At 70.4% G+C, this 21,939-nt stretch carries 22 protein-coding genes and 2 pseudogenes; 8 read left to right on the top strand and 16 right to left on the bottom strand.

Annotated features, from left to right (window positions below; genetic code table 11):
• Positions 1–126 precede the first annotated feature (126 nt).
• Together ACFORO_RS39330 and ACFORO_RS39325 are read left to right on the top strand one after the other, a co-directional pair.
• Complete coding sequence (locus tag ACFORO_RS39330) at positions 127–1,737, top strand: amidohydrolase (RefSeq protein ID WP_377871492.1); 1,611 nt, start codon at positions 127–129, stop codon at positions 1,735–1,737.
• A 96-nt stretch (positions 1,738–1,833) separates the two neighbouring features.
• Positions 1,834–2,307: a GNAT family N-acetyltransferase gene (locus ACFORO_RS39325; protein WP_377871493.1), complete on the top strand. Its 474-nt coding sequence runs from the start codon at positions 1,834–1,836 to the stop codon at positions 2,305–2,307.
• Here the strand turns inward: ACFORO_RS39325 and ACFORO_RS39320 are convergent.
• From ACFORO_RS39320 to ACFORO_RS39300, 5 genes are all read right to left on the bottom strand, one after another.
• A complete protein-coding gene (locus ACFORO_RS39320) occupies positions 2,304–2,933 on the bottom strand; it encodes a response regulator (RefSeq protein WP_377871494.1) in 630 nt (209 codons plus the stop codon). The genes ACFORO_RS39325 and ACFORO_RS39320 overlap by 4 nt on opposite strands.
• Entirely contained in the window at positions 2,930–4,201 is a 1,272-nt protein-coding gene (locus ACFORO_RS39315) for a sensor histidine kinase (protein WP_377871495.1), read from the bottom strand. Before ACFORO_RS39315 ends, ACFORO_RS39320 begins: the two co-directional genes overlap by 4 nt.
• 3 nt (positions 4,202–4,204) lie before the next feature.
• Positions 4,205–4,939 (bottom strand): ABC transporter permease, encoded by a 735-nt coding sequence (locus tag ACFORO_RS39310; protein WP_377871496.1) that lies wholly within the window; start codon positions 4,937–4,939, stop codon positions 4,205–4,207.
• 10 nt (positions 4,940–4,949) lie between these two features.
• Complete coding sequence (locus ACFORO_RS39305; RefSeq protein ID WP_377871497.1) at positions 4,950–5,858, bottom strand: ABC transporter ATP-binding protein; 909 nt, start codon at positions 5,856–5,858, stop codon at positions 4,950–4,952.
• A gap of 106 nt (positions 5,859–5,964) precedes the next feature.
• A complete protein-coding gene (locus ACFORO_RS39300; RefSeq protein ID WP_377871499.1) occupies positions 5,965–7,005 on the bottom strand; it encodes a cation diffusion facilitator family transporter in 1,041 nt (346 codons plus the stop codon).
• 113 nt (positions 7,006–7,118) lie between these two features.
• Between ACFORO_RS39300 and ACFORO_RS39295 the strand changes: the two genes are divergently transcribed.
• A complete protein-coding gene (locus tag ACFORO_RS39295) occupies positions 7,119–7,499 on the top strand; it encodes an ArsR/SmtB family transcription factor (protein WP_377871500.1) in 381 nt (126 codons plus the stop codon).
• Position 7,500: 1 nt separating this feature from the next.
• On the opposite strand, the gene ACFORO_RS39290 is transcribed toward ACFORO_RS39295, so the two are convergent.
• The 3 genes and pseudogenes from ACFORO_RS39290 to ACFORO_RS46685 all read right to left on the bottom strand — a co-directional run.
• Complete coding sequence (locus tag ACFORO_RS39290) at positions 7,501–7,887, bottom strand: DUF2267 domain-containing protein (protein ID WP_377871501.1); 387 nt, start codon at positions 7,885–7,887, stop codon at positions 7,501–7,503.
• A 156-nt stretch (positions 7,888–8,043) separates the two neighbouring features.
• A pseudogene (locus ACFORO_RS39285) lies at positions 8,044–8,730 on the bottom strand (IS1634 family transposase); the annotation flags it as partial.
• 50 nt (positions 8,731–8,780) lie between these two features.
• A pseudogene (locus ACFORO_RS46685) lies at positions 8,781–8,960 on the bottom strand (IS1634 family transposase); the annotation flags it as partial.
• 128 nt (positions 8,961–9,088) lie between these two features.
• Here ACFORO_RS46685 and ACFORO_RS39280 point away from each other — a divergent pair.
• Positions 9,089–9,436, top strand: coding sequence for a bleomycin resistance protein (locus tag ACFORO_RS39280; protein ID WP_354746548.1), 348 nt, complete (start codon positions 9,089–9,091; stop codon positions 9,434–9,436).
• A 12-nt stretch (positions 9,437–9,448) separates the two neighbouring features.
• Here the strand turns inward: ACFORO_RS39280 and ACFORO_RS39275 are convergent, their stop codons facing one another.
• Positions 9,449–10,021, bottom strand: a complete 573-nt coding sequence (locus ACFORO_RS39275; protein WP_377871502.1) for an alpha/beta fold hydrolase — start codon at positions 10,019–10,021, stop codon at positions 9,449–9,451.
• A gap of 425 nt (positions 10,022–10,446) precedes the next feature.
• Here ACFORO_RS39275 and ACFORO_RS39270 point away from each other — a divergent pair, with 425 nt between their 5' ends.
• Positions 10,447–10,815 (top strand): hypothetical protein, encoded by a 369-nt coding sequence (locus ACFORO_RS39270; RefSeq protein WP_354746542.1) that lies wholly within the window; start codon positions 10,447–10,449, stop codon positions 10,813–10,815.
• A gap of 143 nt (positions 10,816–10,958) precedes the next feature.
• On the opposite strand, the gene ACFORO_RS39265 is transcribed toward ACFORO_RS39270, so the two are convergent.
• From ACFORO_RS39265 to ACFORO_RS39255, 3 genes are all read right to left on the bottom strand, one after another.
• The gene (locus ACFORO_RS39265; RefSeq protein ID WP_377871503.1) at positions 10,959–12,170 is read right to left on the bottom strand and encodes a glycosyltransferase; all 1,212 of its coding nucleotides are present in this window, start codon (positions 12,168–12,170) and stop codon (positions 10,959–10,961) included.
• A gap of 172 nt (positions 12,171–12,342) precedes the next feature.
• Positions 12,343–12,903, bottom strand: coding sequence for a hemerythrin domain-containing protein (locus tag ACFORO_RS39260; protein WP_377871504.1), 561 nt, complete (start codon positions 12,901–12,903; stop codon positions 12,343–12,345).
• A 54-nt stretch (positions 12,904–12,957) separates the two neighbouring features.
• Positions 12,958–13,431, bottom strand: coding sequence for a MarR family winged helix-turn-helix transcriptional regulator (locus ACFORO_RS39255; RefSeq protein ID WP_377871505.1), 474 nt, complete (start codon positions 13,429–13,431; stop codon positions 12,958–12,960).
• Between the two features lie 75 nt (positions 13,432–13,506).
• On the opposite strand from ACFORO_RS39255, the gene ACFORO_RS39250 reads away from it, so the two are divergent.
• Positions 13,507–14,364, top strand: a complete 858-nt coding sequence (locus ACFORO_RS39250) for an LLM class flavin-dependent oxidoreductase (protein WP_377871507.1) — start codon at positions 13,507–13,509, stop codon at positions 14,362–14,364.
• On the opposite strand, the gene ACFORO_RS39245 is transcribed toward ACFORO_RS39250, so the two are convergent.
• Positions 14,365–15,747: a HAMP domain-containing sensor histidine kinase gene (locus tag ACFORO_RS39245; protein ID WP_377896746.1), complete on the bottom strand. Its 1,383-nt coding sequence runs from the start codon at positions 15,745–15,747 to the stop codon at positions 14,365–14,367. It abuts the gene before it with no gap.
• Positions 15,748–15,767: 20 nt separating this feature from the next.
• Complete coding sequence (locus tag ACFORO_RS39240) at positions 15,768–16,442, bottom strand: response regulator transcription factor (protein WP_377871510.1); 675 nt, start codon at positions 16,440–16,442, stop codon at positions 15,768–15,770.
• Positions 16,443–16,662: 220 nt separating this feature from the next.
• Here ACFORO_RS39240 and ACFORO_RS39235 point away from each other — a divergent pair, with 220 nt between their 5' ends.
• Both ACFORO_RS39235 and ACFORO_RS39230 read left to right on the top strand, forming a co-directional pair.
• Entirely contained in the window at positions 16,663–17,910 is a 1,248-nt protein-coding gene (locus ACFORO_RS39235; protein ID WP_377871511.1) for a glycosyltransferase, read from the top strand.
• Positions 17,907–20,081: an ArnT family glycosyltransferase gene (locus ACFORO_RS39230; protein ID WP_377871512.1), complete on the top strand. Its 2,175-nt coding sequence runs from the start codon at positions 17,907–17,909 to the stop codon at positions 20,079–20,081. Before ACFORO_RS39235 ends, ACFORO_RS39230 begins: the two co-directional genes overlap by 4 nt.
• 40 nt (positions 20,082–20,121) lie before the next feature.
• On the opposite strand, the gene ACFORO_RS39225 is transcribed toward ACFORO_RS39230, so the two are convergent.
• Both ACFORO_RS39225 and ACFORO_RS39220 read right to left on the bottom strand, forming a co-directional pair.
• A complete protein-coding gene (locus ACFORO_RS39225; RefSeq protein WP_377871513.1) occupies positions 20,122–20,886 on the bottom strand; it encodes a maleate cis-trans isomerase family protein in 765 nt (254 codons plus the stop codon).
• Positions 20,883–21,929 (bottom strand): leucyl aminopeptidase, encoded by a 1,047-nt coding sequence (locus ACFORO_RS39220; RefSeq protein WP_377871514.1) that lies wholly within the window; start codon positions 21,927–21,929, stop codon positions 20,883–20,885. Before ACFORO_RS39220 ends, ACFORO_RS39225 begins: the two co-directional genes overlap by 4 nt.
• Positions 21,930–21,939 lie beyond the last annotated feature (10 nt).

Below are 21,939 nucleotides of genomic sequence, written 5' to 3'. Positions count from 1 at the left end.
AACCCGCTTCGACGATGCGCCGGTGCCCGCGCCGCCCCTAGAATCGGCGGTGCGGCACCGTGGTCACACCGTCCTTTGTGGACACAGCGCCGCGCGGCAGCCTGCTTCGAACCTGGAGGGAACCTCGTGTCCGCACCGGAATCCGTGCAGATCGTCACCGCCCGGCGCATCGTGACCATGGCCGGCGCCGAGCCCCCGGCCTTCGCGATGCGCGGCGAACGGGTCGTCGCGCACGGCAGCGTCGCCGACCTGCGCGGCGAGTTCCCCTCGGCTCAGCTGCACGATTTCGGCGACGCCACCGTCATCCCCGGCTTCAACGACGCCCACCAGCACCCGACCGTCGTCGCCGCGCAATCCCTGCAGGTCGACCTCTCGCCGTCGCGGATCCGCTCGACCGCGGACCTCACCGCCGCCCTGCGCGAACGAGCCGCCGCGACGCCGCCCGGCGAATGGGTCATCGGCTGCGGCTACGACTCCTTCCGCAGCAACGGCGGCCGCGAACTCACCCGCGCCGAACTGGACGAAGCCTGCCCGGACCACCCCGTACTGGTCGTGCACGTGACGCTGCACGCCGGCGTCATCAACTCCCCCGGCCTCGCCCTCTCGGGTCTCACCGACGCCAGCGAACCCCCGCCCGGCGGCCACCTCGGCCGCGACGCCGCCGGCCGCCTCGACGGCGTCATCCACGACCAGGCCCTCTACGACCTGGCGTTCCCGGCCTTCACCCCGCGCCCGACGATCGTGAAGGACCCGTCCACCGAGGTCCTGGCCGCAGCCTTCACCCGGCACGCCGCCGACCTGCACGCCGCGGGCATCACGTCGGTCGGCGATGCCCTGGTGGGCCGCACCGAATGGGAGATGCTCCGCCACCTGGCCGACCAGAACCAGCTGACCCTGCGCGTGAACGCCCTCGCCGCCTACGACCACTTCGACTACTTCCGCGCTCTCCCCTCCGCCCCGCTCACTCCGGAAACCCGGCTGCGCCTGGGCGGCGTCAAGACCTTCGCCGACGGTGCCGTCAACGGCGGAACCTGCCTGGTCGAACAGCCCATCGAAGGCACCGACAGCTACGGCCTGGAGCGCGTCTCCGCCGCCCAGCTGGCCGACACCGTGCGGCACGTGCACGACGCCGGATGGCGAGTCTGCGTGCACGCCAACGGCGACCGCGCGATCCGCCGCGTCCTGGACGCCGTCGACCAGGCGCAAGCCGCCAACCCGCGGCAGGACCCGCGACACCGCATCGAACACTGTTCGATCATCGACGACGAGATCCTGAAGCGCATGCGCGACCAGGGAATGGTCGCGGTGCCGTTCGCGAACTACGCCGCCGCGCACGGGGACAAGCTGACCCAGTACTACGGGGCGGAGCGCGTCGAGCGGATGTTCGCCCACCGGTCGATGCTCGACGCCGGAGTCGCCGTCGCGGGCTCGTCCGACCACCCGTGCGGGCCGTTCCCGCCGTTGTACGCGCTGCGCAGCTGCGTGACGCGCCGTGCTCCGGACGGGGAGTTGTTCGGGCCTTCGCAGCGGATCAGCGTCGAGGCCGCGCTTGGCGTGTACACGACGGGGTCGGCTTACGCTTCTGGCGAGGATACGACGAAGGGCCAGCTCGCGCCGGGTTTCCTGGCCGATTTCGCGGTGCTGGCGGAGGACCCGTTCGAGGCGGATCCGGAGACGTTGGATCGGGTGCGGGTGCGGGAGACTTGGGTTGGCGGGGAACGGGTCTGGTCGGCCTAGCCGTTGGCGGGCGTGCGACATCCTCCGCCAGCAGGCCGATTTGTCGCGCGAAATTCGATATTTTCAAGATAAATCGCGACGGCTACCGTTCTCGGAATGAACGCCGTCGTCGTCCGCGCCACGCCTGAATCCGTTCCGCAGCTCGTCGCCTCGGCAACGTCCCTGTTCGCCGAGGACGGCGGGCAGCGCGATCCATGGATGGACCTCACCTGGCCGCACCGCGAAGGCCCTGCCTACTACTCGGACTTAGTGCGCCAGAGCGATTCCCTGTGCCTGCTGGCGCTCTCCCCCACAGGCTCAGCGATCGGCCACCTGATCGGCCGCATCCGCCGCGCCGACCCACTCCGGCCCGGGGCGGTGGCCGGGGTGCTGGAGAGCATGCGCGTCGAATCCGAGCACCGCGCAACCGGCGTCGGAACCGCGTTGGCGGACGAGTTCTTCGCGTGGGCCAGAGAATCCGGCGCGAATCAGGTCAGTGTCACGGCCTACGCAGCCAACGAATCCGCGCTCAGTTTCTATCGTGGTCGCGGCTTCACTCCGTTCGAGGTCACCCTCCACGCCCCGCTCTAGCCCTCCAGCGTCAAATACCCCTGCGCGAACCCCGCAGCCACCGCCGCCGCGCGGTCGTTGACGCCGAGTTTCGCGTAGACGTGCAGCAAATGCGTTTTCACCGTCGCCTGGCTGATGAACAACTGCTCCGCCGCCCGGCGGTTCGTCGCGCCCTTCGCGATCAGCTGCAGGACCTCGACCTCACGCTCCGACAACGGGTCCGCCGCCGGTTGCCGCAGCTGTCCCATCAGCCGGGTCGCGACCGTCGGCGACAGCACCGCCTGCCCTTGCGCCGCGGCCTCGACCGCGCGGAAAAGCTCCTCCCGGGGAGCTTCCTTCAGCAGATATCCGGTGGCCCCGGCTTCGATGGCGGGGAGGACGTCGCTGTCGGTGTCGTACGTCGTCAGCACCAGGATCCGCGCGGGGACACCGCGTTTCGCCAGTTCCTTGATCGCTGTCACGCCGTCCGTCCCCGGCATCCGCAGGTCCATCAGGATGACGTCCGGGCGGAGTTCCTCGCCAGCGGTGACCGCGTCCGCCCCGTCGGCGGCCTCGCCGACCACCTCGAAGCGCGGGTCCGCGCCGAACATGCCGCGCAGGCCGTCGCGCACCACCGGATGGTCATCGACGATCAGCAATGAGATCACCGCGCACCACCAGCCGGAATCGCCGGAACAGTCACCGAAATCGCCGTACCGCGGCCCGGCTCCGATTCGACATCCAGCCGCCCCGCCAAGCGCTGCACCCGCTGCCGCATCCCGGCCAGGCCGAAGCCGCCGTTCGTGGAACCGTTGGCGCGCTTGGCATTCGGCTCGAAGCCCACGCCGTCGTCGCGGACGTCGAGGGTCACCAGGTCCGGCATGTACGACAGGGTCAGGCCGACCCGGCTCGCCCGTGCGTGCTTGGCGACGTTCGACAGCGCCTCCTGCGCGGTCCGCAGCAACGCCACCTCGACGTCGGTGTGCATCGGCCGGGCGTCCCCAGTAGTGGTGAGCACGGCGTCGACGTCGTTGGCCGCCGACCAGTTCCCGGCCACCTCGCCGATCGCCTCCGGGAGCCGGGCTTCGGCGAGCACCGACGGCCCCACGGACTGGACCGTCCGGCGCGCCTCGACCAGGCTTTCCCGCGCCAGGTTCGTCGCGTTCGCCAGGTGCCGACCCAGCACAGCGGGCTCTGCCGCGGTCTGTTCCGCGGCCTGGAGCTGGGTCAGGATTCCGGCCAGTCCCTGGGCCAGGGTGTCGTGGATTTCGCGCGCCATCCGCTGCCGTTCGTCCAGGACCCCGGCCTCGCGCGCCTGGACCAGCAATCGCGCGTGCAGCCCGGCGTTCTCGGCCAGCGCGGCCTCCAGTTTGAGATTCACCTCGTGCACTTCCGCCAGCGCCTGCTTCTGCAATTCATTCCGCCGGTAAGCCATTTCCACGAAATAGAACACCGCTCCCGCGAGCGCGATCGAAAGCACGCTGACACCCAGCCACACCCACCACAGATTCTCGGCGCTGATCTTGGAGAGTCCGCCGAGGAACGCCATCGCCGAGATCACCGCGGTGGCCGCGGCGCCAGCGTAACGCCAGCGGCCCGTCAGGTACTCGAAAGCCTGCGGATAGCCGACGAAGGCGAACAAGCAGTACCACGGCGCGAGGGCCGCCAGACCCGCTGCGATCGCCAGCAGACCGGTGTAATACCCCGCCATCAGCGAACGATTACGGTGCCATTCCGGATGAAGCGAGTGAAACCACAGCAGCCACAGCACAGCCGCGGCGGAAAGCCCGAGAACGACCGGGAGCCGCGCCGGCAACTCCAGCAAAGTAATGGTGACGCTGACCGCGAGAAGAACATAAGGCAGCGCGGTGAAGGTCGCCGACTGTGCTCGTTCCCAGCGGTCGAACTCTTCGCGCAGGTCGCCCTCGATGCCCACCAGTTACTCCCAGCGGAAATATCGTGCGGCCAAGCCCCCGGCCACGACGAGCCACCCTAGCATGACACCGAGGTGCAGCAGGTGCGGCCAATTCCCGGAAGCCGTGTCCTGCAACGCTTGTACGCCCGCGCCGAGCGGCGTCAGGTCGCTGATCGTCAGCAGAACCTGGTTCATGCTCGCGCGCGGCACCCAAAGCCCGGCGAAGAACACGAGCGGGAAGAACACCAGCGAACCGACCGCGCTGGCGCTCTTGGCCGACGGTGCGAGCGCCGCGACCAGCAGGCCGATCGCGAACAACGCCAATGCCAGCAACGCAAAGCTGAGCGCGTACGCAGGCAGTTGCCGAGGCAGGTCGACGTCGAAGGCAAGCCGTCCGAGCACGAGGATGACCAGCGTCGAGGCCGCCGACAGCACCACGGCCATCAGCAGCTGCGCGCCGAGCATGACCGTCGGTTTCACCGGCGTGAGCCGCATCCGTCGCAGCACGCCCTTCTCGCGGTACGAAGCGAACAGCTGCGACAGCCCGCTGAGCGAGAACAGCGAAACCCCCATCGCGACGACGATCGGCAGGTACCGGCTGATCAGCCGAACCCCGTCCGGACCGGGTTCGCGCAGAGCCGGGATCAGGCCGAGGACGCCGAACAGGATCGGCGAGAACGCGAGCGCGAAGAACACGACTATCGGCTCGCGGAAGAACAGTTTCGTTTCGGTGGCGGCAAGCCGGGACAAAGCAGGCACCAGGGCCTCCTCAGGATTCGATGGAACGGCCGGTCAACGCGACAAACGCGTCCTCCAGCGTGGTCTGATCCACCCGCAGATCCGCGACAACGATCCGACGACGGGCGAGCGCCGCTGTCACCGCCAGCAGCAGGTCTCCGGTTCCGGTGACGACGATCTGGCTGCCCGCCCGTTCGACGGCGGCGACCTCGGGCAGTCCGGTCAGCACCGAGTCGTCCAGCGGGGCGGACGTGCGGAACCGGATCCGCTGCTGATCGTCGGCGCGCGACACCAGACCGGCGGGGCTGTCCACCGCGACGACCCGGCCGGCGTCGATGACCGCCAGCCGGTCGCACAGCCGCTCGGCTTCCTCCATGAAGTGCGTGACCAGCAGGATCGTCACGCCGCGCGCGCGGATGCGTTCGACCAGGCCCCAGACGTCGCGGCGGGCTTGCGGGTCGAGTCCCGTGGTGAGTTCGTCGAGCACCGCGACTTTCGGGTTGCCGAGCAGTGCGAGCGCGATCGAAAGCCGCTGTTTCTGGCCGCCGGACAGGCGGCGGAACTGGGTGCCGAGTTTGCCGTCGAGGGTGAGGATTTCCGCCAGTTCACGCCAATCGGCCGGGTCGCGGTAGAACGAGCTGTACAGCTGGAGCGCCTCGCCGACCTTCAGTTTGTCCGGCAGTTCGCTTTCCTGGAGCTGCCCGCCGAGCGCCTGGCGCAGTTCGGCGTCGTCGCGCCGCGGGTCGAGGCCGCAGACCTGGACCGCTCCGCCGTCCGGCCTGCGCAGGCCTTCGACGCACTCGACCGTCGTGGTCTTGCCCGCTCCGTTCGGGCCGAGAATGCCGAAAATCTCGCCCGGTTCGACGGCGAAGCTCACCCCGTCGACCACGGTCTGCCCGCCGTACCGCTTGACGAGGTTGTCCACCTCGATGATTGCCATGCCTTCAACCGTGCCGGGCAGCACGGGTGCGGCGAATCGACTGCGTGGCCAGACTTTCCGTTCAGCCGGGGCGGAGCGGTGCATCAACCGATCGGTCGATGCGCAGTCAGCCGAGGTGAACGGCCTCCGCGCCGACAGCCGGTTCGACGTGCACTGCCGCCGCGGTCAGCCGGGGCACCGCGGCGATCAGCTGGTGTTCCAGGCTGTGCGCCAGTTCGTGCGCTTGCTCGACGGTGAGCGTGTTGGCGACCTGCACGGCGAGTTCGGCGCGCAGGCTGTGGCCGATCCACCGCATCCGGACCTCGCGGACGCCCTCCACTCCGGGCACCGCCGCGGCTGTCTGCTCGGCCAGTTCGACGGTCGCCGGGTCGACGGCGTCCATCAGCCGCCGGAAGACTTCCTTGGCCGCGTCACGCAAAACGAACAGGATCGCGACGGTGATCAGCAATCCGATCACCGGGTCGGCTGCCGGGAAACCCAGGGCGACGCCGATCGCGCCCAGCACGACCGCCAGCGAGGTGAAGCCGTCGGTGCGGGCGTGCAGGCCGTCGGCGACCAGGGCGGCGGAGCCGATTTCGCGGCCGACGGTGATCCGGTACCGGGCGACGAGTTCGTTTCCGGCGAATCCGACCACGCCGGCTGCGGCGAGCACCCAGAGCTGCTGGACCGGGTGCGGGTGCAGCAGGCGGTCGATCGCTTCGTAGGCGGCCAGCGCGGCTGATCCGGCGATGATCAGCACCACGACGACTCCGGCCAGGTCCTCCGCGCGGCCGAGGCCGTAGGTGTAGCGGCGGGTCGCGGCGCGGCGGCCGAGGGCGAAGGCGATGCCCAGGGGCAGGGCGGTCAGGGCGTCGGCGAAGTTGTGGATGGTATCGCCCAGGAGGGCTACCGAGCCGGTGACAGCCACCAGGGCCAGCTGGACGACCGCAGTGCCGAACAGGGCCGCGAACGACCAGATCAGCGCTCGGATACCGCGTCGGCTGGTTTCGAGGGCGGTGTCGAGGCGGTCGGCGCTGTCGTGGCTGTGCGGGGTGAAGAAGTGCTTGACGCGGGATCGCCAGGTCTCGTGCCCATGCCCGTGACCAGCAGCGTGACCGTGGCCGTGGCCGTGCTCCGGCTGCGGACGGTCGCGGCGCGGCTCTGCCATCAGGTACTCCCGGAATCCTCGAGGCCTCCGCGACCGCAGGAAGAGGGCCGCTCGGCTACCAGCATACCTGCGCAGATGCGCAGGTAGTCGAGAAGGGACGGTAGCATCAGGTCATGCACTCCTCCCTGCCGGACTTCGACATGCCGTCGGACGAACAGGTCCACCTGGCCGCGGAAAGCTTCCGCCTGCTGTCGGACCCGACGCGGATCAAGGTGCTCTGGGCGCTCCTGCAGGGAGAATCGTCGGTGGCCTGCCTCGCCGAACTGGCCGGGGCCGCGCCGACCGCGGTCAGCCAGCATCTCGCCAAGCTCCGGCTCGCGGGCCTGGTCAAGGGCCGCCGCGAGGGGACGTTCGTGTACTACTCCGCCGCGGACGAGCACGTCCGCGGGCTGCTGGCCCAGGCGCTGCACCACGCCGACCACGTGGACCGCGACATTCCGAGCGAACCGGGCGGCCACGCCCAGCCGCACCGGCCCCGGATGCGGAACTCCTGAGTCACGCGACCCGAAGCCGCTCCGCCTCCACCAGCTGCCGCAACGGTTCCGGCAGCACGTCCCACACCTCGTCCGCGACGTGCACCGTCTCCCGGCCCAGCACGTCCAGCACCACGGCGGCCCGGTGCACGGCCTCCGGTTCCGTCAGATTCGCCCGCTTAGCTACGCAGCCCACGAATTCCGTCAGCTCAAAGCCTTCTTCGACCGGACCGCCGCCCGGGCGCAAGTCTTCAGCCAGTTCCGGCGGCAGTTGCGCGGCCAGACTCGCCGCCGCTTCCGGGGAAATCCGCTCGGACAGCGTCCGCAGCACAGCGTGGGCGACGAGTTCGGCGGCACGGGATTCCGCGAGGCAGGCCCGCCTGCGGATCAGTTCGACGATCTCGTTCATTGTCCCCGGATACCCGCGGCGACCGCCCGCAACCGTCCGGTTAGCCGTGCCACCACCGGGTATCAGCGAAGCATGGACCATTCAGCGACGTCTCCCGCACCGGCCGGGCAGGCGCAGACCGCGCTGCGCCGGCTCCGTCGCGAAGCCGGTGCCCCAGTCCGCCCGGTACTGGTAGTAGATGATCTGGTCGCGGCGCTGGTCCTTGGGGCCGGCAGGCCAGGACTGGGTGAAGATGTGCCCGTCGGGGATCTACTCATCCGGGTGCTCGTGGCGCCACGCCTGGACCACGTACGGCACGTCAGGTATCCGCGCGCCGAGGATGAACGACAACCCCGCGGCCTCGATGGCCTGCTGGTTGGCCGCAGAGATCATGGCAGCGTCGGCCACGACCGTGACATCAGCCAGCTGGTGGGCATCCATGAACGCACGGATGGTCGGCAGCATCGTAGTGGTCTCGCCCCGGTTGCCCTCGAACGCGTTAACCATCAACGGAAACCCGCTTGCGTCGGCGAGCGGCCCGATCGTGATCTGCGGCTCCAGGCGGCGTTCTTTGGAGAACCCGGGCTCACGGAACCCGTCCCCGGCATCGGTCTCGAAGTACAAGGTGGACACATCGCAGAGAACCAGTGACGCCGGCCCCGGATCAGCGGTGCGGGCGCACGCCGCGGCCAACTTCTGCCGCCAGGACTCTTTCGCGAACGCGGGCAGACGCCGCTTGAGGGTCGCGTACGCCGGCGGGTCGAAACCTGCCTCCTCGACCACCCGCAGACTGTCCAGCTTGCTGGTCGGCTCGACGATCCGTGCCAGCACCAGCAATCGGAACACCTCGTCACCACCAGCGGCCCACCACCAGCACCACTGCCGGCCCGCAACGCCGCGAAGTCCGGGCCAAAGTCGAGCTCGGGCTGCCCCGCAGCCAGACGCTGCCTCGCCACCGCCTTGAGCGCCTCCAACGCCGCATCGTCATGCGCCGAGCCGATGTGCTCGATGTCCCGCGACCCGCGACGCGAGGAGTGCACGATCTGCACCGCCCTGGCCCCCGACGCCGTCTTCACCGTGCGCACATACGCCACGAGAGACAGCCTGGAACCGGCCGCTCAGTGCGCAGATTTTCGCCGTTCACACGACGAGACCGCAGCTCAACAGCCAGCACCCTGCCCAAGATCAGCGATCTTGAGCCAAAGTCAGGTAAGGTGACGAAATGGTCATGCGGGTGGCGGTTCCCGTGCTGCCGTGCCGAGATGTGCAGGCAGCGCGGTCGTACTTCACGGACGCGCTCGGATTCGACACCATATTCACCTGGGAGACCCCACCTAGCTACGCGGCCGTGATCCGCGACTCCGCCGAGTTCCACCTGTACGCCGAAAGCAGCGTCGGCCCGGCCAGGGTGACGGTTATCGTCGACGACGTCGATTCCTGCCACGACGAGCTGCGCGCCCGCGGCGCCGACATCGTCGAGCCACTGGCTGACCGGCCCTACGGGATGCGCGACTTCAACGTACGGACACCCGATGGGCACTTGTTGATCTTCAGCCAGCCGCTTACCTAGTACGGGTGACCATCAGCGGACCAGCCGGAAGAATGACCGGACCTCGTCGACGAACAACGCTGGCTCGAACGCCGCGAAGTGGCCGCCCTTGCCGGGCTCGTTCCAGTACCGGATGTTGGGGAACCGGCGCTCCGCCCACCGCCGAGACGGGCGCTGCAGCTCCTTGGGGAAGACCGAACAGCCGGTGGGTACGGTCACCGGCGCGCCGGCCGACCCGGAGATCCATTCGTTGACCTGCCGGAGGCTTTCCCACGCCTCCCGCAGTGTCGCGAGCGCCGCCCGCTCGGCACCGATGAGGTCGTCCACCGTGGCCGGATCGGGCGGTGCGAGCGGCGGCATGAGATGGATGCCGGCGACCCGATCGGGTTGCCGTTGACCGATGCTCGTGGCGATGCTGGTGCCCCAGTCGCTGCCCTGGGCGCCGAACCGCCGGTAGCCGAGCCGGGCCATCAGCTCGCACCACGCGTCGGATATCCGCTCGATCCCCCACTCCGGCGCGGCCGGCTTGTCGCTGAAGCCGTAACCGGGAAGCGACGGGCAGACCCCTGGAACCGGCCGCTCAGTGCGCGGATTTTCGCCGTTCACACGACGAAACCGCAGCTCAACAGCCAGCACCCTACCCAAGATCAGCGATCTTGAGCCAAGTCAGGTCCGTCGCGAAGCCGGTGCCGGGGGCTGCGAATCCCCTGCGGAGCTGTACCGGACGCTCGGCTCGCTGAGCCTCTTCGCCGACGATCTCTCCGAATTGCTTCCCGACTTGTGCGGCCAGCTCGAAGACGCGTTGCTCGCCGGGCGCGTGCGGCATCGCGCGGCCGGAGCCAGGAAGCCTGCGACGCCGTCGCCTCGGCGGCGCACAGCATCTCGGTCGCCCGCTTCACCGCGCTCCTGGTCGGGCAGGAAATCCAGAAAGCGCAGACCGCGATCCGCGATCTCGTCGCCGCCTGACGCCGCTTTATCCCGTTCCACACGGGTACTCGGCGAGGAAAGCGTTGTACGGAGAAGGGAGCACGATGGCCGACCGCGATCCGGCTGAGCCCGAAACGCTCGACCCGTCCGAGGCACTCGACGAGGACGAACTGCGGGTCGACCCGCTGGAGGACGGCGTCGAACCCGCCGAACGCTGGAGCCCGGCGACCAGGGAGGCCACGACGCCCGCCGAGGCGCGCGAAGGCGCACCGCTCGGCCGCAGGCTCGCCGAGGAACGGCCGGACGTCCAGCCCGCGCAAAACCCGCCCGACGACGAGACTCTCGCCCGGGCGGAAGCGGCCCAGGCGGTGGCCCCGGACGAAGATCTCCCGCAGCGAAGGGCGGATCCGGACCCCGGCGAACAGGCGGACGAAGCAGGCGGTTCCGTCGCGAAATCGCTGCGCGAGGAGTAACGCGCTCCGGGCGGTGGCGGAATCCCCATGCCGGACGGTCACGACACGACGCGCGTCGCGATGCTGAACATCGTCCGCACGGCACCGAATTTCGGCCGCACGCAAGCCCTCCGGTGCTGTCGCGTACGCGACGCCCCGGGCCTTCACCGCGCCGCAGCCCACCCGGACTCTCCCACCGGCATGGCCTTCTCGTACGCCCGCACGGTCTCCGCCGCGATCCGGTCCCACGAGTACCGCGCCCGAACCCGCTCCAGGCCCGCCGTCCCCAGGGCCTCCAACTCGGCGGGTTCGTCCAGCAAAGCCCGCAGCCGAGCCGAAAGCCGGGCCGGATCGCGCGGCGGCACCAGGCGTCCGGTGATGCCGTCCACCACCGTGTCGGCCAAACCGCCCACCGCGGCGGCCACCACCGGCACCCCGCACGCCATCGCCTCGAGCGGGACGATCCCGAACGACTCGTACCAAGGCGTGCACAGCACCGCGTCCGCCGAACGCAGCAACGCCGGCATCTCAGCACAGCTCACCTGACCTGCCAGCTGTACCCGGTCAGCGACCCCGAGCCGCTCCGCGAGCCGCCGCAGCCGCTGCGCCTCCGGATGCCGCGAGAGCGCCGCGGAAGGCGGTCCGCCCGCGATCACCAGTTCGGTGTCCGGCACCCGCGGCAAAGCAGCGACAGCCAGGTCGAATCCCTTGCGCGGCACCAACCTCCCCACCGACACCAGCCGCTTCGGCGCGGTCCGCGAAGCCACCGGGCCGCCGGTGCCGAACCGGTCGGGGTCGACCCCGCACGGCACTACCGAGATCCGCTGTCGCGGCACCCCCTGACGAGCCAGTTCGAACACCTCGTCCGAGCAGCCCGCAACGATCCGGCCGGCCTGCTTGCCGACCATCCGCTCCAGCCTCATCCGGTCCGGCGGGCTCGTGTCGGAGTCGCCCAGATTCCGCCGCTTCACCACGCCCAGCGTGTGAAACGTCTGCACTGTCGGCACTCCGGCCTCGCGCGCGGCGAGGACGGTCGCGACCCCGGACGTCCAGAAGTGCGCGTGCGCCACGTCCGGCGGCTCCTCCGTCCACCGGTCGCGCAGCCAGCTGCCGAATTCCCCTAGATACGGCACGAATTCGTCCTTCGGCAGCCGGCGCGCCGGGCCCGCCGGGACGTGCACGACGCGATAACCGGCCGGAACGTCCACCGAGGCGGGCGCTTCCGGGTCGTCGCGTCGCGTGTAGACAGTCACGTCGTGCCCGCTGCGGACCAGCGCCGCGGAAAGGCCTGCCACGTGGACGTTCTGGCCGCCCGCGCCGTCCTCTCCCGGCGCGGCGAGCGGACTGGCGTGCCCGGCCACCATCGCGATCCTCATCGGGCGCCCTCCGCGACGGCGTCGGGCCACGATCCGGGTACGTGCCACAGCAAGATCCGCATGGGCCTGGTTAGCCGCGCGGACGCGACGTTAAACCAGGCCCGCTATCGGGTACCCGCAACGGTTTCCGGCGAGCAAGAATCGTGCGCCTTGTTGGCCGCTGTCGGTCCAGTCAGCTCCTCCGCCCGGTCAGCGCGTCGCGGATCTTGTCGACGAACGCCGCGCCCCGCGCGAGGATCAGATTGGCGGGCGGTTTGCTCGGCGCGTGGGGATGCGGCCGGGTCGGCGCGGCCTTCTTCGCCGCCAGCACCCGCTCGCCCAGCCGGTCGAGTTCCTCGGCCGAACAGGCTTCCCGCAGCCGCGGCAGGAGATCAGTCTCTTCGTCCTTGATGTGGTGGCGGACGTCCGCGATGAGCTTGCCCAGCAGCTCCTCGAACTCCGGCTCGCCGGGGTGCTTGCCCTCCAGCTGTTTCATGACCTTCTCGGCCTCGCCGTGCTCCTCGATCTCGTGGTCGGCGATCTCGTCGCCGTCGTCGAGGTACTTGCGCGCGGCCGGGTACATGAGCTGTTCTTCCGCGATCGAATGCCGGACCAGTTCGGCGATCACGTGATCAACCACGTCTTTCCGGTTGCCCGCCTTGGGTTCGGCCTCGAGTTCGGCGAACACCCGCTCCACGTCGCGGTGGTCGTCGGTGATCACGGTGATGAGGTCGGTTCGGGTGGGTGCGGCCATGCTGCCTCCTCAGGTGTCGGGAAGGCTCCGGTTACCCGTTGCGCCGCAGGGCAATCACCGGGAGCGGAACTGCCCGGTCCCCGCCTGTGCCCGGTCGTCCGCGACCACCACCCGCCGCAGCAAGGAAACCAGCGTCTCGCGTTCTTTCGCCGACAATTCGGCAAGAAACACGTCCTGCGACCGGCTGGCCTCCCGTTTCAGCTCCCCCGTCAGCGCCTTCCCGGCTTCGGTGAGCGTGACGCGCTGACGCCGCCGGTCGTCCGGATCGCGTTCGCGGCCGACGAGGTCCCGGCGTTCCAGTTCGTCCAGGTAGCCGACGAGGTGACTGCGGTTGAGCCCGAGCCGGTCGGCGAGCGCGTGCTGTGCCAGCGGACCGAAGTCGGAAAGCCCGGCCAGCACGGCGAAAAGCGGCAGCCGGAGATCGCGCTTCTCAAGCGCGCCCGCCAGTTCGCGGCGTCCGATCCGCGCGACGTGCCCAGCGAGGTACGACGGCAGCGCGAGCAGGGTCGGCGGGCGCAGTTCGTCCATTCCGGGACCCTACCCGCTGGACAGGTTTCGTTTCGTCAGGTAATCATGTCGTCATGACACGATTTTGGGCGACCCATGCCTGACTACGGCCACGACCTCCAGTTCGGCGTCATCCTCCTGCCGGAAGCCGCCTCCCCCGCCGCCGCGACCAGGCTCGCCGAAGCCGCCGACACGGCCGGGCTCGACCTGCTCAGCGTGCCGGACCACCCGTATCGCCCGGACCTGCTCGACGCGTGGACCGTCCTGAGCGTCGTCGCGGCGCGCACCGAGCGGCTGCGCGTGTTCCCCAACGTCGCCAACCTGCCCCTGCGCCCGCCCGCCGTGCTCGCGCGCTCGGCCGCGAGTCTCGACCTGCTCACCGGCGGCCGCACCGAACTCGCCCTCGGCGCTGGCGCGTACTGGGACGACATCGCCGCCCAGGGCGGTCCGCGGTACACGCCCGGCGAAGCCTTCGACGCGCTTACGGAAGCGATCGAAGTCGTCCGTGCACTGTGGACACCCGGGCCGCCCGCCACCGTGCCCGGCACTCATCACCGGCTCACCGGCACGCCGCCGGGCCCGTTCCCGGTGCACCGGATGGAAATCTGGCTCGGCGCGCTCGGCCCGCGCATGCTGCGCCTGATCGGCCGGACCGCGGACGGCTGGCTGCCGAGCATGACCCGGATCCCGCCGGACCGGCTGCCCGCCGCGAACGCACTCATCGACGACGCCGCCCGGAAAGCGGGCCGCTCCCCCGGCGAGATCCGGCGGCTGTACAACCTGCCCGGGATTCCGTCCGGCAGCACCGGCGAATGGGCCGAGCAACTCGCCGAACTCGCGCTCACGCACGGGATGAGCGCGTTTCTCCTGTCCGTGGACTCCGCCGACGCCGTCCGGTTGTTCGCGCGAGAGGTCGCGCCGCGGGTCCGCGAACTGGTGGCCGCCCGGCGGTAGTCAGTCGCGGATCCCGGGCGGCAGCGGCGAACCCGCCACGACCGCGGGCGGCACCCGGACCACCGCCAGCGCTCCCCGCCCGGACGGCGGATCCTCGAAGCGCGCGTATCCGCCGTGCGCGGCCGCGATGTCCGCGACGATCGCCAAGCCCAGTCCCGATCCCGGCAGCGACCGGGCCTCCGGCGCGCGCCAGAACCGGTCGAACGCCGACGTCCGGTCCGTCGCGGCGACGCCGGGGCCCTCGTCGGCCACCGACACCAGCCCCGGTTCCGAACGCACCGTGACCGCCGAACCGGCGGGCGCGAACTTGATCGCGTTGTCCAGCAGGTTCAGCACCATCCGTTCCAGCGCGCCCTCGTCGCCGCAGACGTGCCATTCGGCGCTCCGCACGTCGAAGGTGTGCTTGCGCGCGCGGCTCGACGCCCGGCGGACGGCGTGCCGGACGACCGTGCCCATGGCGACGTCGGCGTGGTCGAACTCGTGCTCGTCGCGGGCGAGCACGACCAGTTCGGTGACGAGGTCGCCGAGTTCGCCCGCCTGCGCCTGGAGCCGGTCGAGCAACCGGCCGCGGTCGCCGTCGGCGAGTGCACGGCCGGTGTGTTCGCTGCGCGCCAGCAGGTCGATGTTGGTGCGCAGGCTGGTCAGCGGCGTCCGCAGTTCGTGCGCGGCGTCGGTGACCAGCGCGCGCTGCCGCCTGCGCGAATCGGCCAGCGCGCCGGTCATCGCGGCGAACGCGCGGCCGAGGCGGCCGACCTCGTCGCGGCCGGACACGGTGACCGGGAGGTCGAGGTCGTGCGTGCGGGCGATTTCCTCGGCGGCGCCGGTCAGCCGCGCCATCGGCCGCAGCGTGCGGCGGGTCAGCAGCAGCCCGGCCGCGGCGGCGAGCAGCGCGCCCAGCACCGAAACAGCGATCAGGATGGTGCGCAGGCCGGCGAGCGTGCTGTCGACCTCGGCGAGGCTGCGCGAGATGACCAGTACGTTCCCGTCGCTGAAGGGACCGAGCAGGACCCGGACCGGAGTGCCGGACCGCGTGTGGCCGTCCCGCAGGGTCACCGTGCGCGCGGCGAGGTCGGCCGGGTCGACGACGACCGAGTCCACGCCGGGCGGCGCACAGACCGTGCCGTCCGCTTTCAGCAGCTGGACGCCTTCCAGGAACCGCTGCAGCGGCCTGCCGGGGGTGCTGCGGCGGCAGAGATCCTCCAATCCCGGCTTCGGCACCGAAGGATCGCCCTCGCCGGGCGGCGGCCAGCCGCCGAGCAGGGTTTCGTCCAGCTGCGTGCGGAGACTGTGCTCTGTGGACAGATAAGTGACGGTGCTGATCGCGGCGATCGCGACCGCGACGATCGCGGCGGTGATCAGCGCGACCCGGCTGCGCAGCAGCATCCGGGGCTCCCGATGCCGCCTCACGGCGCCCGCAGCACGAATCCGACACCGCGCACGGTGTGCAGCAGCCGGGTCGCCCCGCCCGCCTCGGTCTTGCGCCGCAGATACCCGACGTAGACGTCGAGATTGTTGGTACGGCTCGGTTCCCGCCCCCACACCGCCTGCCGCAGCCGGTTCTTGGTGAGCACCTTCTCCGGCGCCCGCAGGAACACCGCGAGCAGGTCGAACTCGGTCGGCGTGAGCTCCAGCCGCCGCCCGGCGCGGGTCACCTCGCGCGTTTCCGGGTCGAGTTCCAGATCCGCGAACCGGTGCACCGCCGAACCCGGCGCGGCGCGATTCTGCTTCAGCAGCGCCCGTACCCGCGCCAGCAGCTCCTCCAGCGCGAACGGCTTCACGAGATAGTCGTCGGCCCCGGAGTCGAGGCCGGTGACCCGGTCGCCCAGCGCGTCCCGCGCGGTCAGCATCAGCACCGGCAGCCGCTCCCCCGCCGCCCGGATCCGCCGGCACGTCTCCAGTCCGTCGACCTCGGGCATCATCACGTCCAGGATCACCAGATCGGGTCTGGCCGCCCCGGCGAGCGCCGCCACCGCCGCCGCGCCGCCCGCGGCCACGGCGACGTCGTAGCCCTCGAAGGCGAGGCTGCGCTGGAGGCTTTCCCGCACGTCGGGGTCGTCGTCCACCACCAGCAGCCGCATCCGCCCGGTCCCTTCCGCGTCGTGAGCCTCCCGAATCGGGCCGAGGCTACGCGGTCAGCCTGTGCGGACGCTGTTCGTCCCACGACCGGGGAAAGATCAGCTTCTCACGATCCTCTCAGGTTTTTTCCAGGTCTTTCTCACGACGATCACGCCACGGTGAGACCCGAAGCGGTCACACAGCGTCGTGCACGGCCGGAAACCATCCCCGAACGGAGGAAGCATGTCGGTCGGCGCGACCAGAGGGTTGACCACGTCCCCCGAACCGGGGGCGGCGACCGCGACCGTGGACATCGTCATCCCGGTCTACAACGAGGAACGCGCCCTGCCCGGCTGCGTTCAGGTCCTGCGCGAGTTCCTGCGCCGCGAGTTCCCCTTCGAGTGGACCATCGTGATCGCGGACAACGCGAGCACGGACCGGACCCTGGAGGTCGCCGAGGCGCTCTCCCGCGACGACAAGGCGCTGCGGGTGCGCCACCTCGACCGGAAGGGCCGCGGCCTGGCGCTGCGCGAAACCTGGCGGGCGAGCACCGCCGACGTCGTGGTGTACATGGACGTCGACCTCTCCACCGGCCTCGACGCCCTGCTGCCGCTGGTGGCTCCCCTGGTCAACGGGCACTCGGACCTGGCCATCGGCTCGCGGCTGGCACCGGGGGCGCGCACCGTGCGCGGGCCGAAGCGCGAGTTCGTTTCCCGGTGCTACAACAAGATGATCCGGCTGAGCCACGGCGCGCGGTTCTCCGATGCGCAGTGCGGGTTCAAGGCCGCGCGCACCGACGTGCTGCGCCCGCTGCTGGACCACGTGCGGGACGACGCGTGGTTCTTCGACACCGAACTCCTGCTGCTGGCCGAGCACAACGGGCTGCGCGTGCACGAGGTGCCGGTCGACTGGGTCGAAGACGCCGACAGCCGCGTCGACGTCGCCAAGACCGCGCTCGACGACATCCGCGGGCTGATCCGGGTCGCCCGGGCCAAGGCGGCGGGCACGGCGAAGGTGCCGGATCTGCCCCGCCGTCCCGCGCCGAGGGCCGCGCACCCGGACGCGGTGCTGAGCCCGCCCGGCGGCGGCCGGTTCTGGGAAATCCTGTCGTTCGCGGTGATCGGCGTGCTCTCCACGGTCGCGAATCTGGCGCTCTACGGGCTTTTCCGCCTGTGGTGGCCGGTGCTCGCGGCCAACCTCGCCGCGCTCGTGCTCACCACGCTGTTCAACACCGAGGCCAACCGCCGCTTCACCTTCGCCGGTGCGGGCACCCCGCGCCGCAAGGCGCACCTGCAAGGATTCGTGGTGTTCGGCCTCTACTACGCCTTCACCTCGGCCGCGCTGCTCCTGCTGCACGCGCTGGCCGCCGAGCCGGGCCGGGCGCTGGAACTGACCGTGCTGCTCGCGGCCTCGGTGCTCGGCACCGCGGGCCGGTTCGTATTGCTGCGCACCTGGGTCTTCCGCCAGGACAACGGAAAGGACGAAGAATGACAGTCGACGCCCCTTCAGCGGCGCCGGCCGAAACCGCCGCCCCCGCGAACCGCTCGCGATGGCAGCCGTGGGCGCTCGCCGTGATCTGCGTGGCCGCCGGCGCGCTCTACGCCTGGCGGATCGGCGGCGGGCAACTGGGCAACAGCTACTACTCCGCGGCTGTGAAGTCCATGACCGGCAGCTTCTCGAACTTCCTCTTCGGTTCGTTCGACCCGTACGGCGTGTTCACTGTGGACAAACCGCCGATGTCCCTGTGGCCGCAAGCGATTTCGGTACTGGTCTTCGGTTTCAACGGCTGGTCGTTGCTGCTTCCGCAGGTGCTCGAAGGCATCGCGGCGGTTTTCCTGCTGCACCGCACCGTGCGGCTCTGGGCCGGGGAAAACACCGCGCTGCTGGCCGCGTTGATCCTCACCCTCACGCCGATCACCGTGGCGATCAACCGGGACAACAACCCGGACACGCTGCTCGTGCTGCTGCTCGTCGCCGCGGCCTACGCGTTCACTCGCTCGGTGCAGGCGGACACGAGCCGCGCGCGCACCCGGTGGCTGCTGTGGTGCGCGTTCTTCGTGGGCTGCGGGTTCGTCACCAAGATGATGCAGGCGTGGATCGTCCTGCCCGGCTTCGCGCTCGCGTACTTCGTCGGCACCTCCGCGCCGGTCAAGCGGCGGCTGCTGGACCTGCTGGGCGCGGCCGGGGTGCTGATCGTTTCCTCGTTCTGGTGGACCGCGCTGCACGACCTGTGGCCGGGCTCGAAACCGTACATGGGCGGCAGCACCGACGGCACCGCGCTGAACCTGATCTTCGGCTACAACGGTTTCGGCCGGATCTTCGGCGGCGAGGGCAACTTCGGTCCCGGAGGAGGCGGCCCGCGCGGCGGAGACCTGCCCGGCGGCATGGAACTGCCCGCGGGCATGACCCCGCCGCAGGGCGGCGGCGGCCCGTTCGGCGGAGAGACCGGGCTCGGCCGGATGTTCAGCAGTTCGGTCGGCGGGCAGATCTCCTGGCTGCTGCCGCTGGCGCTGCTGGTCCTGGTCGCCGTCGCGGTGCGCGGCATCCGGCGGAAGCAGCCGGGCGACCCGGCGCGGCGGGCAGGCTGGTTCGCTTGGGGCAGCTGGCTCCTGGTGACCGGCGTGGTCTTCAGCTACGCGCGGGGGATCTGGCACCCGTACTACACGACCATGCTGGCCCCGGCGATCGCCGCGATCTGCGCGGCCGGGCTCACCGGGTTCTGGCGCGAGTACCGGCAGGGCTCCGGCTACGGCTGGTTGCTGCTGCCCGCGGCCGTCGCGCTCACCGCGGGCTGGGCGTTCGTCCTCGCCAACCGCGATCCCTCGTGGCACGGCTGGACCCGGTGGACAGTGCTGGCGGTCGGCGTGGTCGCGGTCGTCGCGCTCGTGCTGGGGAAGCTGACCTCGGTGCGAAAGGCGATCCTGACCCGGGCGTCGCTGGTGCTGGCGGTCGTTACCGTGCTGTTCGTGCCGACCGTGTGGTCCACCGCGACGGCGGCGACCGGCGAGAGCATGGGCGGCATGCCTTCGGCCGGGCCGGGCGGCCTCGGCTTCCCGGGCGGATTCGGCGGGATGCGGATGCCCGGCGGCGGGCGCGAAGCGGGAATGCCCGGAATGCCGGACGCCGCTGACTTCCCAGGTGGAATGCCGGGCGGGTCGCCGGACGCTTCCGGGTTCCCCGGCGGCCCGGGCGGAATGCCGGGAGCCCCCGGCGGCGCGCGGAAGCCCGGTGGGATGGCCGATTTCATGAACGGCAAGCTCACCGACGACCAGCGGCGCGTCCTCGACTACGCCAAGCAGCACAGCGGCGGCGCGGAGATCACCCTCGCGGTCGACGGCTCGGCCATGATGTCGTCGAACTTCATCATCGGCTCCGACGAGACCGTGATCGGCATGGGCGGCTTCCTCGGCAGCGACGATTCGCCGTCGGTCGGCCAGCTCCAGCAGTGGACCGCCGAAGGCAAGCTCAAGTTCGTCCTCGGCGGCACCGGCGGCATGCGCATGCCGGGAATGAGCGGCGGAGCCGGGGAAAAGCGGCAGGAGTGGATCAAGCAGCACTGCACCACCGTCGATCCGGCCGCTTACGGCGGAAAACCGGCCTCCGCACAGCAGGAGGCCGGGCCGATGGGCGGAGCTCAGACGCTCTACCAGTGCCACGCGTGAAACCCCGCAGGGGCAGGCCGAAGCCTGCCCCCGCGGGCCGCTAACCGGCCGCCGGAACCTTCCCGCTCAGCAAATGCCCCGCGTTCGGCACCTCCGGCGCAACCCCCAGCTCGGAGAGGATCCGGAACGTCGTAGCCGTAGCCGCCGAAAGCACCGGAATCCCCACCGCGTCCTGAACCGGCTGGATCGAGGGCAGCGACGGCATCTGCACACAAGCCGACAGCACCAGCGCGTCCGCCCGCGAAAGGTCCAGTTTCCGGTAGTGCTCAAGCAGATCCGCCGGGTCCAGCCGCGCCACCGCGAGGTTGTCGGGCACCTCCAGGGACAGCGAATCGACCACCTCGACGCCCGCGTCCTCCAGGTACTCGATCACCGCCTGGGTCAACGGTTTCAGATACGGCGTCACGATCGCGACCCGCTTCGCCTCCAACGCGGCGATCCCGGACAGCAGCGCGCCCGCCGACGAAACCACCGGCGCGTCCGAGCCTTCCGCGCGCAACGCCGACGTGATCGAATCCTCGGCAGTGCAGTGATATCCCGGCCCCTGCGCCATGATCGCGACGAGACACGCTGTCGCCACGACGCCAGGCCGCGCGTCCGCAAGCTCGGTGGCCGCGCGTTCCGCCTGGGCGTTCATCGCGCGCAACTGCTCCGGCGTCACGTGCTGCATCCGCGCGCGGGCGGAATGGAAGACGAACCGGTCCTCCGGGTACCGCTCCTCGCGGGCGCGCAGCATCCGCGGCAGCTCGGTTTCCATGGTCAGGTTGGAACTAGGGACGATCATCCCGATGTGGTGGTCGGTCATCGCTTCGCCGCCGGGCGCATGTCCTTGACGGTCAGCTCGCCCGCGTCGACGATCAGCTCGTCGTCGAGGTACAGGCTGTTGCCGCGCATCGGGATGTCGAAGTGGCACGCCGTGTCGTTCGGGCCGCCGAGTTCGTTGTTCGGGCCGATCGAGAACATCACGTTGCCGTAGAAGCTGCGCAGCTCCATGCCCATGCCGCCGGGGAACTGGGTCAGGCCGTGCCAGTGCGCCCGCTCGTCGAGGCCCCAGCCGACGTGCGACATGCCGTAGCCGCGCGGGTCGTCGAACGATTCGATGTAGCCGCGCAGCAGGTCGGCGTCGAGGCCGGACGAGCCCGCGCCGCCGCGGATGTCCTGGATGAAGCCCTTTTCGATGGTCAGCTCGACCGGCGTCTGCACGTAGGTGTTGAACGGCAGCAGCACGTCGCCGGGCGCGAGCACGATCTTGCCGTCCACGCCGTCGTCCGAACCGCCGGTGAAGACGAACGCCGCGGGCCAGTGGTCCCAGCGGCCCGGCTGGTCGGTGTAGCCGTACTCGCTCATCGTCGGGTACACGCCCAGCTGGTAGGTGACGTCCGTCCCGTGCGGACTGGTGATCCGCATGGTCTTGGCCTTGGCCAGCAGTTCCGCGCCGGTCTCGACGCGCTCGCGCAGCTCCTTCGTCGGCATCAGCCGGGCCAGCAGCTCGGGCGGTTCGACGGCGGTCAGGATCCGGGTGCCGGCGGCCTGGATCGCGAACTGCTCCTCGCTGAACAGCAGGAACGTGCAGTCCACGACCATGTCCGCGGCCTTCAGCGCCTCCACCGCGAGCGGCAGCTGGTCAAGGCCGGACTGCCCGACCGCCCACGCGCCGGACGCGCTCGCCGGCGACGGCAGCCGCATGTGATAGGTCGCCGCGCCGAGCTGCTGGGCGGCCCAGAGGAAGGCGTCCGCGTACTCCCCGCGCTCGGCGCCGCGCGTCAGCACGACGACCGTCTCCCCCTCGTGCACGCCGGAAAAAGTCAGCTGGCGCAGGCAGATGTCGTTGAACAGGTTCTGGTCCATGGCGACCTCC

This window comes from Amycolatopsis halotolerans (assembly GCF_042647905.1).
In the GTDB taxonomy this organism is placed as follows: domain Bacteria; phylum Actinomycetota; class Actinomycetes; order Mycobacteriales; family Pseudonocardiaceae; genus Amycolatopsis; species Amycolatopsis halotolerans.
Note: the sequence above shows the minus strand (reverse complement) of the source record. Positions and strands in the feature narration are given on the sequence as shown.